Origin of the sequence: Agriterribacter sp. (assembly GCF_035445465.1) — a bacterium.
In the GTDB taxonomy this organism is placed as follows: Bacteria; Bacteroidota; Bacteroidia; order Chitinophagales; family Chitinophagaceae; genus Agriterribacter.
This window is the reverse complement of record NZ_DAOMQT010000002.1, coordinates 67,008-83,261: the sequence shown is the minus strand read 5'-3', so window position 1 is coordinate 83,261 and position 16,254 is coordinate 67,008. Positions and strand designations below refer to the sequence as shown.

Here is a 16,254-nt window from a genome sequence, read left to right as displayed (position 1 = left end):
ATAGCATCACACAAAACATAAAATAAAATGAATGTTATTACCCGGATCATTATCCTTATTTGCATAATAGCAGGTGCTCAATCTGCTTTTTCACAATCCACGTGGATTCGCATTAACCAGTTGGGCTATACACCTGAGGGCATTAAAGTGGCGGTATGGGGCGGCAAAGAAACGCTATCGTTTAAGCAATGGCAATTAATAGACGCGGCTTCAAAAAAAGTGGTATTCAGCGCAAAAGCAGGAAGGTCTTTAGGTGCTTACGGTCCATTCAGGGAAACACTGCGTTTAAATTTTTCCGCGTTTAAACAACCAGGGCGTTATTATTTGCAGGCTGGCACTATTGTATCACCCGAATTTGAAATTGGTAAGGATGTGTATAAAGGCGCGGCAGATTTTTGTTTATACTATATGCGCCAGCAACGCAACAATTTTAACCCAATAACCAAAGACAGTTGCCATACACAGGATGGCTATACCTTATACGGCCCCATGCCCGACAGTACATTTATTGATGTTAGCGGCGGCTGGCACGATGCTACCGATTACCTGCAATACGTAACCACTTCGGCAAATGCCACCTTTCACCTGCTGGCCGCTTACCGCGATTTCCCCGGGGCTTTTGGCGATGCTCACCAGGCTAACGGGCTGGAAGGCAGCAATAATATACCCGATGTGCTGGATGAAGCACGCTGGGGATTAGACTGGCTGCTGAAAATGCACCCGCGTGCAGACTGGATGTTCAACCAGGTAGCAGATGACCGTGATCATATTGGGATGCGTATGCCCGCAATGGACAGTCAATATGGCCGCGGATACCAGCGCCCCGTGTATTTTGTGAGCGGTGAGCCGCAAATAAGAGGAAAATTTATGAACGATACCAAAGGCACTTCTTCAACGGCAGGGAAATTCAGCAGCGCGTTTTCACTGGGGTGGCAGCTATTTCATACCCTCGACAATAATTACGCGCAAACATTAAAGGAGCGATCTTATTCTGCCTTTGCATTTGGATTAAAGAAACCGGGTAACACCCAAACCGCTTCGGTGGTATCACCCTATATTTATGCCGAAGACAACTGGATGGACGATATGGAATTGGCGGGCGCAATGCTGGGCAATGCCGCCGCACCGCAGTTAGCAGGAACTACCGGTATAGATTATGCGTACAGCCTGGCGCAAAAGGAGCCACTAACCCCCTGGCTGGGCGCCGATACCGCCAGCCATTACCAATGGTATCCCTTCATCAATGTAGGCCATTACGAATTGATCAAAAAACTCAACGATAAACGGAGAGACACAGTAGCGGCCTATTATAAGCAGGGCATTGAACTGGTATGGAACAAAGCAAAGCAGAATGCTTTTCTGCGCGGCGTGCCCTTCATATGGTGCAGCAATAACCTTACTACCTCATTTGCCATACAATGTTACTGGTACCGGCAGGCCACAGGCGATAAAAGCTTCGAAGAACTGGAGCAGGCAAATTTCGACTGGTTGTTTGGCTGTAATCCGTGGGGAACCGGCATGGTATATGGCCTGCCGGCCTGGGGCGACACGCCCGATGACCCGCATGCCTCTTTTTTAAAAGTGGGAAATTTCCCGGTTAATGGCGGCATTGTGGATGGGCCGGTGTACGGAAGCATTTTTGGAAACCTTATCGGGCTTCAGCTTACTAAACCCGACGAATATGCGCAGTTTCAAAGTCCGTTGGCCGTATACCACGATGATTCGGGCGATTACAGCACCAACGAGCCCACCATGGACGGAACAGCTTCGCTGATCTACCTGCTGGCGGCAAAGGAAAGCGGCGATTCCTTACCGGCAAAAAATTCATCTAAAAAAAAACGATAGCCGGCAATAACCAGCACAAAAAATTTAGCTACAACCATGGCGGTATTGTGAGGGGCGACACAAGCGCTAAAACCATTGCCATTGTTTTTACAGGAGATGAATTTGGAGATGGCGGTAACGTTATTGCTCATACCTTAAAGCAACAAAAGGTAAAGGCTTCTTTTTTCCTTACCGGGAATTTTTACCGCAATCCTGCATTTACAACGCTCATCAGCACTTTAAAGAAAGACGGACATTACTTAGGAAGCCATTCTGATAAGCATTTGCTGTATTGCGACTGGTATAAAAGAGACAGCTTACTGGTAACAAAAGAAACATTCACTTCTGATCTGCAGGATAGCTATACCACTATGAACCGGTTTGGCATCACAAAAAGCAATGCGCCTTTTTTTCTGCCTCCCTACGAATGGTACAACGACAGCATTACCGCCTGGACAAAGCAGCAGGGGCTGAAGCTGATCAACTTTACACCAGGCACATTAAGCAATGCCGATTACACTACACCCGACATGAAAAATTACCGCTCAACGGATACCATATATCAATCTATAATAGCTTATGAACAAAAGCAGGGGCTGAATGGCTTTATTTTATTACTGCATATTGGTACCGACGCCAAACGAACGGATAAAATGTATAACCGTTTGGGCAACCTGCTGCAATACCTGAAAGCTAAACAATACCGCCTGGTGCGGGTGGATGAATTATTGAAATAAGTATATAGCCGGGGGGTTGTTTAAAAAGTAATATTTGCACTAAGTCGCTAATCTGCCTGCCAGACAGCAGGCGGCAGGCACGAAGAAAATAAAACGGGAAGATCAGAACTTTGTGTTCCTCCCTGCCGTCAGCAGGTTTGTGTGTTAGTGGCACTTCTTCCATACCGGCCCCTTTTGAGACAGCCTCAGACCGCTATATACAAAGTGGATAGCTCATATTCTTTACCTTTACGTTCATGCCGGGCATTCATATTTACGATAGCATTAATTTATTATCAAAGCTCAGCTTACGGCGTACCTGGAATGCAGCCAAGGTGTTAAGCAGCTATTATATCAGCCGCTGGAAAAAAAAGCCCGTACAATGGGGTTATCCTATTTCCATTTCTTTTGAGCCAACCACCTCCTGTAACCTGCGTTGCCCCGAATGCCCGAGCGGGTTAAGGAGCTTTACACGGCCTACCGGCATGCTTAAAAAAGATTTCTTCAGCCAAACGATTGATGAAATATATAAAGACCTGCTGTACCTGGTATTTTATTTCCAGGGCGAGCCTTACCTTAACCCCGGCTTCCTGGAAATGGTGCGGTACGCTTCAAACAAAAAAATTTATACCGCCACATCTACCAACGCACACTATCTTAATGACGATAATGCCCGAAAAACCATTGAAAGCGGTTTAGACCGGCTCATCATATCTATTGACGGCACTACGCAGGAAGTTTACCAGCAATACCGCCGCGGCGGCAAATTAGATAAGGTAATAGAGGGCGCTAAAAATATTGTGAAGTGGAAGCGGGAACTAAAAAGTAAGACCCCTTTTGTAATATTCCAGTTTTTGGTGGTGAAACCCAACGAACACCAGATACAGGATGTAAAACAGTTAGCAAAAGAAGTAGGAGTTGACGATGTGTGGTATAAGACCGCCCAGGTATACGACTATGAAAACGACCCCAACAACCTGATCCCTGCTATTGATAAATTCAGCCGTTACAAAAAAACCAGGGAAGGCACCTATAAAATTAAGAGTAGGCTGGATAATCATTGCTGGAAGCTATGGCACGCCAATGTAATTACGTGGGACGGGCTGGTAGTTCCCTGTTGTTTTGATAAAGATGCCATGCATCGCCTGGGTAATTTAAAAACACAGTCGTTTAAGGAAATATGGCATAACGACAACTACAAACAGTTTCGCAGCGAGCTGATGACCAGCCGCAGGAATATTGATATTTGCGCCAACTGCAGCGAGGGAACCAAAGTGTGGGGCTGATTACCGGAAAGGAGAAACGCTCTGCCCTTCTATTCTTTCACCTTTCAGGCGCTGGGGCGTACCATTATATAATTTTACAAAAAAACCCGCTATTCATATATGCTTCTACACGTTCACCCGGTTAACCCGCAACCGCGCCAGATAAAAACCATTGTTGAATGTTTGCAGGATGGTGGTATCATTATATACCCAACGGATACCATTTATGGATTGGGGTGCGATATCTTTCAGCATAAAGCCATAGAACGCATTGCCCGTATCAAACATATAGATCCGGAAAAAGCTAATTTTTCCTTTGTATGCTACGATCTCAGCGACCTGAGCATTTATACCAAAAGTATTGATACGCCTTTATACCGTATACTAAAAACCTATTTACCCGGGCCTTATACTTTTATTTTACCATCGAGTAAAGAAGTGCCCAAAATTTTAAAAAGCAAAAAAAATACAGTAGGGATCAGGGTACCTGAAAATAAAATTGCAAGAATGATCGTGCAGGAGCTGGGGCACCCCATATTAAGCACAACACTGCCCGGTGATATAGTGGAAGCGTATACCGATCCAGAAATCATTGAAGATAACTTTAATAAGCTCGTAGATATTGTAGTAGATGGCGGCATTGGCGGCGTAACGCCATCTACCGTTATTGATTGCACGGGCAGCTCGCCGGTGCTGGTAAGGATAGGGCTGGGAGAATGGTATGAAGCCGTTTGATATGCCGGCTTTTTATTGAGACGTTAAAGCTGTGTTACTATTGGCTTTAAAAACCCTGATAAAGTTTCCACCTAAAACCTTCAATATATCTTTTTCATTGTATCCCCTGTCAACCAGCGCTTTTGTTACTTTCGGATAATCCTGCACACCGCTTAATTCCTGCGGCAGTGATTCAATACCATCCATATCTGCTCCCAACCCCACATAATCCACTCCCACCAGCTTTACAATATAGTCAATGTGATCTATGAGCAGGGATAAGGGCGGACGGATTGTTTCCATTTCGGCGGCGTATTTTTTCCCCAGCCATTCTGCAATGGCATAGGGCTGCCAGTTCAGTTGCTTCAACGAATCTCTTTCGGCACGGTGGCGTTCAAATATCTCCTTCCGCCTTTCCTGGTAATTGCTGTCTAAAAAACCGGAGTAAAAATTTACCTGTATCACACCGCCGTTCTTTGCCACCGCTTTTATCTGTTCATCTTTAAGGTTGCGAAACACCGGGCAAATGGCATATACGCTGCTATGCGACAGCAATACCGGTTTCGTGGTAAGCTTTATTACATCATAAAATGTTTGCTCCCCCACATGCGACAGGTCAATCATCATGCCCATTGCATTCATCCGTTTTACTACCTGCCGGCCAAAATCAGTGAGCCCTTTCCTTTTGATTTCCCCACGGGGCATTTCAGTATCGGCACCCTTGTTAGATGTTTCATCTTTTGCCGAACTGGCCCATGAAGTAGAATTATTCCAGGTAAGCGTAAGGTAACGGGCGCCGCGCTTATACAGGCTGTCTAAATAATCGAGCCGGTCTTCTATCATATGCCCGCCTTCCACACCGATCATGCAGCCCAGCTTCTTTTGGCGCACCGCTTTTTGTAAATCCGCAGGCGAAGTAACCATCATCATTTTAGCAGGGTTACGTTTAACAATAGCATACAGGGAGTCTATCTCCAGATTGGCAAATTGGAATGCTGTATCTTTTCCAAAAGTGTCATCGCAAAAAACGGAGAACACCTGCACATCCACCCCGCCTTTTTTAAACCGGGCAATATCCGAATGGGCTTTACCGGTAAGATCATTTTCTATGTTCAGGCCATGCATGGTAGCCGAAGAAAGCACATCATTATGTGTATCCACCACAACGGCCTTCTGGTGTATGGCTCTATAGTTTTGTGCATGAACAGCTATATTATACAACAAAAAAATAAATAACAGAAGAACGTGTTGCTTCATGCTTCAAAAATTATGTTTAACGCGTTTCTTTTAACAGATAGGATCATTGGCACATAGGTACACATAGTTCTTTTTATTCTTTCCATTGTATTCCTTTGTTCCTACTGTGCCTATGTGTTTTAAATGTATTTTTTTTAACAAATGGATCATAGGAGACACATAAACACACATAGCTTTTAATTCTCTCAACGAAGGAGACTGCCCCGTAACAGGAGTTGTTCCGCAGCTCACTCCTCTTTACCTCCTTTTTCGCCGATAAACCATTGTTCTTTATTTTTAAAAAGCACATTAAATGTAGTTAAGGATCCATAAATGCGGGTAATGTATTGCTGAAGGTTTACTTTATCCTCATCACTGAGTTTTTTGTGCGCATTGATCTGCTGCTCCAGTACCCGCAGCCTGTCGCGCAGCATTACAACTTTGTGAAAGAAAACTTCCACGGGTATCTCTTTCGGCTTCAATGAGCGGTCTGCCGGTTGCAGGAGCATTGTTCCCCCGGTCCACCTGTCGCCCAAAGGCACTTTCTCCGTTACATCTCCCCATAGGCGTAATATTTTAAGCAGCGACTTTTCCGTTTCTGAAACGGTTTCCACCTCTGCTGTTACATTTTCCGGAATGATCTCATCGAGTTGCGGATCGGTTTTATCAATTTCTTTTATGCCGTGGTTAATAAAAGAAATGATATAGACCGCGTATTTAACGCCTACAATAACACCGGGGCCAAACTGCGTATGCTGCAACCGGGTACCAATGCCTGAAGTGAGTTGTTCCTGTTCCATTATGCATCAAATATTAGTAAGGTTCAAGATAAAAATTTTTTACCGAACAGGTTTCAAATAACAGCTTCTATACCTCTTATGGCTTTACCTGTTGCGGGAATTTCGACATTTCAATGCCCAGGCTTTCCATTAACCGGATCATTTTAAGGTTTATTTCCTGCTTTATGGCATTAAACTCATCCATGGGGATGGGAGCTGTATAATAATCGGTTTGTACAAGATATCCCTGTTGTACGATATCGTTTAAAAAAATGTTCCTGTTCTCTATTTTGGGATGCTGTAAAATTTCCTGCATCCCATCTAACAGTTGTTGAATTTGCATTGCCGTTGTAGCGGTGTCAAGCTCCAGCTTTAAATCGGCACGGCGCTGTGTACGCAGGCTCAGGTTATCTACAATACTATCTACCATTTGCTTGTTGGGCACACTAACGTATGTTTTTTCGGTTGTACGTAACCGTGTGCTTCTGAAACCGATCCTTTCTACCGTACCTGTTACTTGCTGTACTTTAAGCACATCACCTACAACAAAAGGCTTATCAAAGAAAATGATAAAGGAAGCGATAAGATTCTCCAGGCTCTCCCTGGCAGACAATGCCAGCGCCACACCTACGATACCCAATCCGGTAAGGAGGTCCATGATCTGGTAGCGGAAAGCAAATTTGATAACGGTTAATATGCCTGCTATGCTTACAATGGCTTTCAGGAAGTCTTTAAAAAAAACAATGAGCTGGTGTTCTCCCTGTAGTTCTCCGCCGGCATTATTTTTAGCAATAACGAGTGCCAGGTAGTCAATCATCCGGAGCAGCAACCAAAAAAAGGAAACAATAAGCAGCGCGGTTGCTATGCGGTCTACAATTGTTTTTGTGTTGGTTTTGTAAAAATCATATTGCAATACTTCCGGGAAATGCAGCGAGGAAAGGGCGATAACGGCGGTAAGTACAATGATGAAATATTCCAGGGGAGCCAGTATCAGCTTTATGAAGGCCTGCCGGTCTACCCTGCGGCCAATTTTGCGGAGCAAATAAATAATAGCAGCGGCTATCGGCCTGCTGAAATATTTTTTGAGCAGGTACATGCCCAAAATAATAAGGCTTACCGTAAGATAATCTCCGATACTGTTATCTAAAACAATCCTGTTCAGAAATTCATTCATGTTACCGTTCTTTAGTTGATAGGATACAGCTCTATTCCCGTATCGTTAAGCACATATATACCCCGTTGCGTGATGTATATTTTTTCAGCCTGTTGTATTGCCACGGGAAGCGGCGCCTCCTTTAATTCCAGCGTTCCCGGCGTATACCGAACAAACTCATGCCGCCGCCGGCCTGCAATGGTTTTACCTGTTATCTGCAAATCGCTGATACCCGTTAGCGCTATGGTGTTTTTGAGCGTACCATAATAATCAAATATATACAGTCCGTTCGCCGCATCATACATATATACAAACCCGTCCCTGTCTGTTATCTTTACCGGGGAAGGCATTACATCTAATACCTGGCGCAGATCGGCGGTTTCAATAAGCAGCCTGCCGTTTTCATCAATCTTTTTAAGCTTTGCCGATTGTTCATCAAATATCCAAACGTTATTATCATAGGAAAGACCTACAGCCTTTGCCTGGAAAATACCGGTCTTTCTCAGGTCTATTACATTTATCCTGTTCAGGTAGCGGTCCAGCATCACTATCGTTGAAAAGTCTTTATAATACAGCAGCACTTTCATAGGGTTGGTTACATCCATCGCATACACCGTTCCATAGCGGCGTACTTCGTTAAAAACATTCAGTGTGTCGCCTTTATCATTAAATTTTATTAAAAGACCAGCCGGGGTAAGCACATACACATTTCCCAGGTTATCGGCAGCAAACTGCCTGGCCTTACCGGTATAGATGGTAACGGAAGGCGAAAGCGCAACAACGCTGCTGCTTTGCAATACCGTATCCGTTTGCGCATATAGTTGTAACGCGGCACTGCATAATAATATAGTAAGGAGGAAGCGCATCAGGATTCAAAATATTTCAGTTCAAGACGCTGTCCGTCGAATACCGCATAGCTGTTATAACGTATCCAGTCGCCCAAATTAATATACCGGCTGCCGCCACTCAGAGAAAAATCAATGGGAAGGTGCCGGTGGCCAAAAATAAAAAAGTCGTAATGCTTTTGCTGCAGCACTTCTTTGCAATAGCTGATCAGCCATTCCTTGTCTTCTCCCAAAAACTGCGCATCATCTTCGCCCGTTGCCGCCCTGCTGCTTTTGCTCGACCAGTGCGCAATGCCCATACCTATATACGGAGGGAGGAGCCCAAACAGCCACTGGCAGGCTTTGTTCCGGAATATTTTTTTTAAGAACTTGTAACCCGTGTCGCCGGGGCCAAGCCCGTCGCCATGACCGATTAAAAATTTTTTTCCGTTAAACTCAAAATCCTTTGGCTCATAATATACCGGGATGCTTAGCTCATTTTCAAAATACCCGCTCATCCACATATCATGGTTACCTACAAAAAAATACAGGGGTATACCACTGTCTGTTAGCTCCGCCATTTTACCCAGGATGCGAACGAATCCCTTGGGCACTACTTTCTTATACTCATACCAGAAATCGAAAAGGTCGCCCACGATAAAAATGGCCGCGGCATCTTCTTTTATTCCGGAAAGAAAGCGAACAATATGCTTTTCCCGTTTCAGGCTTGAAGCATGATCGGGAACACCCAGGTGAAAATCGGAAAGAAAGTATATATTTTTTCCTGTAGGAACCTGCATTTGTGCAAGATAAAATGAAATGCTTCAATTTTCTGTCAAAAACACAAATACTTCTTTTGGTCCGTGCACGCCAACCACCAGCGTTTTTTCAATATCAGCCGTCCGGCTCGGACCCGTTGCAAAAGTAATGAGGGAGGGTATTTTGCCTGCATATTTTTCTTTTAGTAGTTGCAGCCCGTCTTTAACATCATACACCAGTTGGTTAACATAAGCTACGCAAATATGCACCGGTGCATACACGCTGGTTGTTCTGCCGCTTTGCTGTGCCGTGCTCATCACAATGCTTCCTGTTCTGGCTATTAGCATTTCACATCCCGTAACAGCCACATCGGCCCCGGCGAGGGGCTTTTGAGAAAAAGCAATATGAGCCAGCTTTTCCCGCAGCAGGGTTTCTTTACAAAAAACCTCTTTCCATTGCCTCTGTTGTATAAGCAGCGATAATTGCTGCTGCATTTCTGTTTCCCCGGCGCAATATAAAAAACGGCCCTGCAGCGCGCTGAACGCTTCGGCAAAAAGTATTTCAGGATCATCCGCAGGGGGTAAAAACACAGACTGGTTTCCCTCGCTTTGGGGAAAAGGCAAAGGCACTGGTGTGCTCAGTGCCTTTCGTATCTTTTTAAGCATATTTTCCTTTGCAGGAGAAACCTTCATTACGTTAGGAGTTTGGTATGATTTCAGCAGGAGGAACACCAGCGCTGATGCCGCCGCCTTCAGAACCATTGGATCCGGTATGGTCACCATGATGATGATGGTCGTGCACCACATCGGCGGGCTTCTTCTCTTCAAAAGGCCGTTTGCCGATCAATTGCTCCAGGTCGCTTTGAAAAAGCACCTCGCGTGTGAGCAGTTCTTTTGCAATGACTTCCACCTGCTGCTTCTTTTCCTGCAACAGGTTCTTGGTTCTGCTGTATTCTTCGTCTATCAGCTTTCTTACCTCTTCATCAATTATTTTCCCGGTTTCTTCGCTGAAAGGCTTGGTGAAATAGTTTTCCTGCTGCGGATCATAATAGCTGATATTCCCCAGCTTTTCGTTCATGCCGTATATGGTAATCATCGAATAAGCGATCTTGGTTACCTGCTGCAAATCGTTGCTGGCGCCGGTGGAAATTTTTCCAAAGAAGATCTCTTCACTTGCTCTTCCGCCCAGGGTCATGGCAATCTGGTCTTTTAACTGGTCTGTATTATAAAGGTATTGCTCTTTTGGTGTATACTGTGCATACCCGAGGGCGGCCGTGCCACGGGGAACGATGGTAACTTTTAGCAAAGGATACGCGTGTTCAAGGAACCAACCACAAATAGCGTGTCCGGCTTCGTGATAAGCAATGATCTCTTTTTCGTCGGGCGATATGATCTTGTTCTTCTTTTCCAGCCCGCCAATCACACGGTCTATCGCGTCCTGGAAATCGTTCATCTCCACTTCGGTCTTTCCTTTACGGGCAGCTATCAAAGCGGCTTCATTACACACGTTGGCGATATCTGCGCCGGCAAAGCCGGGCGTTTGTTCAGCCAGTTTAAATACATCTAGCTTGGCCGATTTTTTAATGGGTTTTAAATGCACATGAAAAATCTCTTCTCTTCCTTTTACATCCGGCTTGTCAATAGTAATCTGCCTGTCGAACCGACCCGGGCGCAATAAAGCGCTGTCCAGCACATCCGGCCTGTTGGTAGCCGCAAGTATAATAATCCCGCTGTCGGTGCCAAAGCCATCCATTTCTACAAGCAACTGGTTAAGCGTATTCTCTCTTTCATCGTTGCTCATCATCATGTTCTTACCTCTTGCCCTGCCAATCGCATCTATTTCATCAATGAATATGATACAGGGTGCCTTTTCCCTGGCCTGCTTAAACAAATCCCTTACCCTGCTTGCCCCTACGCCAACAAACATCTCCACAAAATCGGAGCCGCTCAAACTAAAGAAAGGCACCTGCGCTTCCCCCGCCATGGCTTTTGCCAGCAGGGTTTTACCGGTACCCGGAGAGCCAACCAGCAATGCGCCTTTTGGAATTTTGCCACCGAGCGCCGTATATTTTTTGGGGTTCTTTAAAAAATCCACGATCTCCATTACTTCCTGCTTGGCTTCTTCCAGTCCGGCCACATCGGCAAAAGTGATATTCACCTTCGTGCCTTTTTCAAACAAAGTAGCTTTTGATTTGCCAATGCTGAAAATACCGCCAGGGCCACCACCACCACCGGGGCCGCCTACCTTACGCATCATTAAAATGAACAGCAGGGCAAACATGAGCAGCGGAAAGATGTAGCTGAGCAAAGAGCCAAACCATTCGGGATCACTTACTATCTTAACAGGCACTTCTTTTACCTGCGCATGCTCTTTGTAAAACTCAGCAAGCGTTGTGCCCGTGTAGGTTTTGGCATCCGGAACTTCAAACTGGAAATGTGGTCCTTCGGTTCTTGAAACAATTGACCACCTGTCTCCCAGTAATTCTCTGTAAATGGGTTTATTTAAACTGTCTTTGTTTATAAAAACCCTTACCATATCTTTATTGCGAACCAGCTCCAGCTTCTGAATATCATTTTTAACAAGCATTTCGTTACGGAACTGGAGATCCGAAATAATGGTTGCTGTTGGCGTAGCGCCTTTATAGAGCTGATAGCCTACCAGCAAAAGCGCAACGATACCATATACCCAGTAAATACTGAACTTTGGACCGCGTCGCTGAGATTTGTCGTCTCCATCCGGTCGCTTTTTGAATCCGGGAATTTTATCCTGATTATTATCCTGTGCCATAAACTTCTTCGCTTAAATAATTTAAATTATAATTAAAAAACCGGATACGCCCGGTTATTAAAAAAATGACCGTTTAGGTTTTGTTCTGCAGATCATGCTTCGTGTTCTGTATAACCGCCATCATTCCACATTTCTTCCAGCTTATAAAACTTCCGTGTTTCCGGCTGAAAAACATGCACTACAATATTTACATAGTCAATTAGCACCCATTGCAGGGCCTGGTAACCTTCGTGGCGATACGGCAATTCACCGGTGTGTAGTTTAACTTCCTGCTCTATTGCATCGGCAATAGCCCTTACCTGCACATTGCTGGAAGCTTCGCAAACGATAAAAAAATCTGCAACGGCTTCCTGTATTTTACGCAGATCCAGCGAAACAATATTTTCTCCTTTTTTTTGACGGATGGCGCTGATGATGGTTTTAAATAGCTTACTGTTCCTCGTCAACCTGGCTGCACGTTTGGGCCGTGCAGCTAACACCTGTAATGCTGCCAATAGAATCAATTTTAGATTTACCCTTTTTTTTCGGGGCTGATTTGGTTATCATTTAAAAAAGCAATGCGATGCAACTGCTTATTTGTTTTACGATTATATAACTTGCTCAAAAATAGTAATTAATTCGGTATTCTCTTATGCAATCCTTCGGACAGTCTTTTACCGTATTACCCAGTATTGACAGCACCAACAACTATGCCATGCAAATGGTTCATGCCCGTTTGGCAAAGCATGGCGATGCCTGGTTTGCGCTTAACCAAACTAAGGGCAAAGGGCAAAGAGGGAAAACCTGGCGAAGCAGGGCAGGGGAAAATATAATTATAAGCGTTGTTACAGCGCCTTCCTTTTTACTTCCTGTACAATCTTTTTTGCTGAATGCAGCTATTGCACTGGGTACGTATGACTTTTTTAAAAAATACGCCGGCGATGAAACCCGCATCAAATGGCCGAATGATATTTACTGGCGTGACAGAAAGGCAGGCGGCATATTAATAGAAAATAGCATACGGTCTAAGAAATGGTTATATGCGGTTGCCGGCATAGGCCTCAATATTAACCAGTGCCATTTTGAGGAAACCGTAGCCCGGCCAACATCACTCCGGCAAATAACCGGTAAAAGCTTTGAAGTAATTGATCTTGCCAAAGAGTTGTGTGCATGCCTGGAAGCAAGGTATGAAACTTTAAAAGCAGGAAATGAAACACTAATTTTACATAACTACGGGCAGGCAATGTATAAGCTAAATGAGCAGGTGAAGTTTAAACACAACGGCATTTTGCTGGAGGCCCTCGTAAAAGGCGTAACGCCGGACGGGCTGCTGATCGTTGAAACAGCTAATAAAAAAGAAGAAAAATGGCTGTGGGGAACCGCAGAATGGATATTATGATGCGTTGAAGGCACCAAGATAAATAAAACGGGAAGATCAGCGCTTTGTGGCTTAGTGGCATATCTTCTATATCGGCCTTTTTGAAACAGCCTCAAGAAACGGCTCAATGGTTATTCAAAAACCTGATTTTAAACAGCTTCTTAGCGATTTACAATTCATGACTAATTTTATTCCCATTTTTCCATTAAGCATTGTAGTATTTCCGGGGGAAGAAGTAAACCTGCATATTTTTGAACCCCGCTATAAGCAGCTTATTAAAGAATGTTTCAGCGATGTAAAGCCTTTTGGCATACCGCCCATTATCAATAGCCGAATGGGTGATCTGGGCACTCTTGTAAAGGTGCAGGAATTGGTGAAAATATATGATAACGGCGAAATGGATATCCGCATAAAAGGTACTGCTGTTTTCCGGATACTGGAGCTTATCAAACGCATTCCGGATAAGCTGTATAGCGGCGCCATCGTTAATTACCCCGAAACCAATGAAACCGGGAGCGAAACGCTCATGAAAAAAGTGTTAAAGAGCATGAGAGAAATGCACCGGCTTTTAAAAATCACCAAACAATTTAGGCTCCCGGATGAACGCCTGAAAGCTTTTGATATAGCACACCACGCGGGCTTGTCTGTTGAGGAAGAGCAGGAGCTGCTTGGGCTCACACAGGAAATACACCGGCAGGAATATTTAAAACGGCACCTTCATACCATCATTTCCGTATTAAAAGAAACAGAAACCTTAAAAGAAAGAATAAAGCTGAATGGTCATTTTAAAAATCCCGGTTCAATGGATTTATAAGTTTATTGTTTGTGATTTGTGGTTTATTGTTGCCTCGCTTCGGATTGTTTCACATGTACTACTTATAGCTGAATGCTGGTTGCTGACAGCTTTATGCCTTATCAGCTATTCATGCTGGCCAGGAACTCCTGGTTGTCTTTTGTTCCTCTCATCCGTTTCAGCAATTCATTCATGGCCTCCTCGGCATTCATGTCGGCCAGGTAGTTACGCAGCAAATGCATTCTTTTCAGCACATCCTTATCCAACAGCAGGTCTTCGCGGCGGGTAGAAGAAGCTACAAGGTCTATAGCCGGGAATATGCGCCTGTTGGCCAGGCGCCTGTCTAACTGCAGCTCCATATTACCGGTTCCTTTAAATTCTTCAAAGATCACTTCATCCATTTTTGAACCGGTATCTATTAAAGCCGTAGCCAGTATGGTTAATGATCCGCCATTCTCAATTTTTCTTGCGGCGCCAAAAAACTGTTTGGGTTTTTGCATGGCGTTGGCTTCCACGCCGCCCGACAATACTTTACCCGATGCAGGAGCAACGGTATTATGTGCGCGGGCCAAGCGGGTAATGGAATCAAGCAGGATAACCACATCGTGCCCGCATTCTACCAAACGCTTGGCTTTTTGCAGGGCAATGGTAGATACTTTTACGTGCTTTTCCGCGGGCTCGTCAAAGGTAGAAGCAATAACTTCCGCCCTTACGCTTCTTTCCATATCGGTTACTTCTTCGGGGCGTTCATCAACCAGCACGATCATCATATAGCACTCGGGATGGTTTTCAGCAATAGCGTTGGCTATATCTTTCAGTAAAACCGTTTTACCCGTTTTAGGCTGCGCCACAATTAATCCGCGCTGCCCTTTACCGATAGGTGTAAATAAATCAATCATTCTTGTGCTCAATGCCGATGGCTGCGTGAAAAGGTTCATCTTTTCAAAAGGGAACAAAGGTGTAAGGTAATCGAAAGGCACCCTGTCTCTTACTTCTTCGGGCGATTTGGCATTGATCGTTTCCACTTTAAGTAAGGCGAAGTATTTTTCGCCTTCCTTCGGCGGACGAACTGCACCCGACACCGTATCGCCGGTTTTTAAACCGAATAATTTTATCTGCGACGGAGAAACATATACATCATCGGGAGAGGAAAGATAATTGTAATCACTGCTTCTTAAAAAGCCATACCCATCAGGCATCATTTCCAAAACGCCCTCACTCATGATCACACCATCGAACTCAATGTTAAAGTTCTGCTCACGGCGGTTAGGGTATTGCCTCCGTTCGGCTTGCGATTCTTCGGCCGGTGTTGTTTCCTGCTGTACCGTCTCTTCTCCGGCTAATTCTTCCTGCTCTTCTGCTTCATCGGCATCATCTGTTTCATCGGCAGGAGGAATAGCAACAGCGGCGGCTTCCTGTTCCCGTTTTTTTGCAGCCTGCTCAGGGGTTTCGTCCTGGAAAAGCCTGGGTTTCTTTACTATTTTCTTTTCCGTCTTTTTTTCGGGATCAGCGGCAACAATTTTTCTTTTCCTGGCGGGAGCGGGAGCGGTTGGTTTTTCTGGTTCAGATTCCACAAGGGCTTCTTCCGTACTGTTGGATGTAGTTGTTTTTACAACGCGTTTGCGTTTGCCCTTCTCTTCCGTTCCTTTGGTTGCCGCACTATTTTCAATGGCCTGTTTATCTAAAATCTTATAGATGAGTTCCTGTTTATCGAGTTTTTTAGCGTTAGCAATGCTCAATTGCTCGGCAATATCAAGCAGCTCAGGAACGAGCATATCATTCAGTTGCAGAATGTCGTACATAAATATACTTAACGGTTTAACCTCTCATCAAAAACACCTGATAATTGAAAGAGAAATGTTGAAATGAATTTTTGGTTGAATGAAATTGGTGCGGAATGGCTAAAACTGATAGAATCCCGGAGCTTGGTAAGAATTGATCAGTTTGATTCCGTGGCAATAATACATCAAATTTCCGGAATCTAAAAAAATTTTTACTCCCTTATCTTTGTGCGCTTTCCTTTTTGCAACGCATTTTTGTGAAGCCT

15 protein-coding genes are annotated in these 16,254 nt (G+C 44.5%); 6 read left to right on the top strand and 9 right to left on the bottom strand.

The features are described 5' to 3' along the window. The first annotated feature begins 27 nt into the window (after positions 1 to 27). From PLE34_RS01520 to PLE34_RS01505, 4 genes are all read left to right on the top strand, one after another. Positions 28 to 1,845 (top strand): glycoside hydrolase family 9 protein, encoded by a 1,818-nt coding sequence (locus PLE34_RS01520; RefSeq protein ID WP_324553500.1) that lies wholly within the window; start codon positions 28 to 30, stop codon positions 1,843 to 1,845. 47 nt (positions 1,846 to 1,892) lie between these two features. Beyond that, positions 1,893 to 2,561 carry a polysaccharide deacetylase family protein gene (locus PLE34_RS01515; RefSeq protein WP_324553497.1) on the top strand — a complete coding sequence of 223 codons (669 nt, stop codon included), beginning with the start codon at positions 1,893 to 1,895 and terminating at the stop codon, positions 2,559 to 2,561. A gap of 236 nt (positions 2,562 to 2,797) precedes the next feature. Beyond that, on the top strand, positions 2,798 to 3,826 hold the full coding sequence (locus tag PLE34_RS01510; RefSeq protein WP_324553494.1) for a radical SAM/SPASM domain-containing protein: 1,029 nt from the start codon (positions 2,798 to 2,800) through the stop codon (positions 3,824 to 3,826). A 99-nt stretch (positions 3,827 to 3,925) separates the two neighbouring features. Then, positions 3,926 to 4,540, top strand: a complete 615-nt coding sequence (locus tag PLE34_RS01505; RefSeq protein ID WP_324553491.1) for an L-threonylcarbamoyladenylate synthase — start codon at positions 3,926 to 3,928, stop codon at positions 4,538 to 4,540. Positions 4,541 to 4,552: 12 nt separating this feature from the next. On the opposite strand, the gene PLE34_RS01500 is transcribed toward PLE34_RS01505, so the two are convergent. From PLE34_RS01500 to rsfS, 8 genes are all read right to left on the bottom strand, one after another. Further along, positions 4,553 to 5,776, bottom strand: a complete 1,224-nt coding sequence (locus PLE34_RS01500; protein ID WP_324553488.1) for a dipeptidase — start codon at positions 5,774 to 5,776, stop codon at positions 4,553 to 4,555. A 227-nt stretch (positions 5,777 to 6,003) separates the two neighbouring features. Next, positions 6,004 to 6,555 (bottom strand): DUF8685 domain-containing protein, encoded by a 552-nt coding sequence (locus PLE34_RS01495; RefSeq protein WP_324553485.1) that lies wholly within the window; start codon positions 6,553 to 6,555, stop codon positions 6,004 to 6,006. A gap of 76 nt (positions 6,556 to 6,631) precedes the next feature. Further along, positions 6,632 to 7,708: a mechanosensitive ion channel family protein gene (locus PLE34_RS01490; protein WP_324553482.1), complete on the bottom strand. Its 1,077-nt coding sequence runs from the start codon at positions 7,706 to 7,708 to the stop codon at positions 6,632 to 6,634. Positions 7,709 to 7,719: 11 nt separating this feature from the next. Further along, a complete protein-coding gene (locus PLE34_RS01485) occupies positions 7,720 to 8,553 on the bottom strand; it encodes a hypothetical protein (protein ID WP_324553478.1) in 834 nt (277 codons plus the stop codon). After that, a complete protein-coding gene (locus PLE34_RS01480) occupies positions 8,553 to 9,311 on the bottom strand; it encodes a UDP-2,3-diacylglucosamine diphosphatase (RefSeq protein WP_324553475.1) in 759 nt (252 codons plus the stop codon). Before PLE34_RS01480 ends, PLE34_RS01485 begins: the two co-directional genes overlap by 1 nt. A 24-nt stretch (positions 9,312 to 9,335) precedes the next feature. Continuing rightward, positions 9,336 to 9,962 carry a LutC/YkgG family protein gene (locus PLE34_RS01475; RefSeq protein ID WP_324553472.1) on the bottom strand — a complete coding sequence of 209 codons (627 nt, stop codon included), beginning with the start codon at positions 9,960 to 9,962 and terminating at the stop codon, positions 9,336 to 9,338. Positions 9,963 to 9,966: 4 nt separating this feature from the next. Then, complete coding sequence (gene ftsH, locus PLE34_RS01470; protein ID WP_324553469.1) at positions 9,967 to 12,057, bottom strand: ATP-dependent zinc metalloprotease FtsH; 2,091 nt, start codon at positions 12,055 to 12,057, stop codon at positions 9,967 to 9,969. A gap of 92 nt (positions 12,058 to 12,149) precedes the next feature. Continuing rightward, on the bottom strand, positions 12,150 to 12,551 hold the full coding sequence (gene rsfS, locus PLE34_RS01465) for a ribosome silencing factor (protein WP_324553466.1): 402 nt from the start codon (positions 12,549 to 12,551) through the stop codon (positions 12,150 to 12,152). A 137-nt stretch (positions 12,552 to 12,688) separates the two neighbouring features. On the opposite strand from rsfS, the gene PLE34_RS01460 reads away from it, so the two are divergent. Both PLE34_RS01460 and PLE34_RS01455 read left to right on the top strand, forming a co-directional pair. Further along, positions 12,689 to 13,435: a biotin--[acetyl-CoA-carboxylase] ligase gene (locus PLE34_RS01460; RefSeq protein ID WP_324553463.1), complete on the top strand. Its 747-nt coding sequence runs from the start codon at positions 12,689 to 12,691 to the stop codon at positions 13,433 to 13,435. Between the two features lie 157 nt (positions 13,436 to 13,592). Continuing rightward, positions 13,593 to 14,228: an LON peptidase substrate-binding domain-containing protein gene (locus PLE34_RS01455; protein ID WP_324553460.1), complete on the top strand. Its 636-nt coding sequence runs from the start codon at positions 13,593 to 13,595 to the stop codon at positions 14,226 to 14,228. Between the two features lie 101 nt (positions 14,229 to 14,329). On the opposite strand, the gene rho is transcribed toward PLE34_RS01455, so the two are convergent. Then, on the bottom strand, positions 14,330 to 16,009 hold the full coding sequence (gene rho, locus PLE34_RS01450) for a transcription termination factor Rho (protein ID WP_324553457.1): 1,680 nt from the start codon (positions 16,007 to 16,009) through the stop codon (positions 14,330 to 14,332). Positions 16,010 to 16,254: the final 245 nt, after the last annotated feature.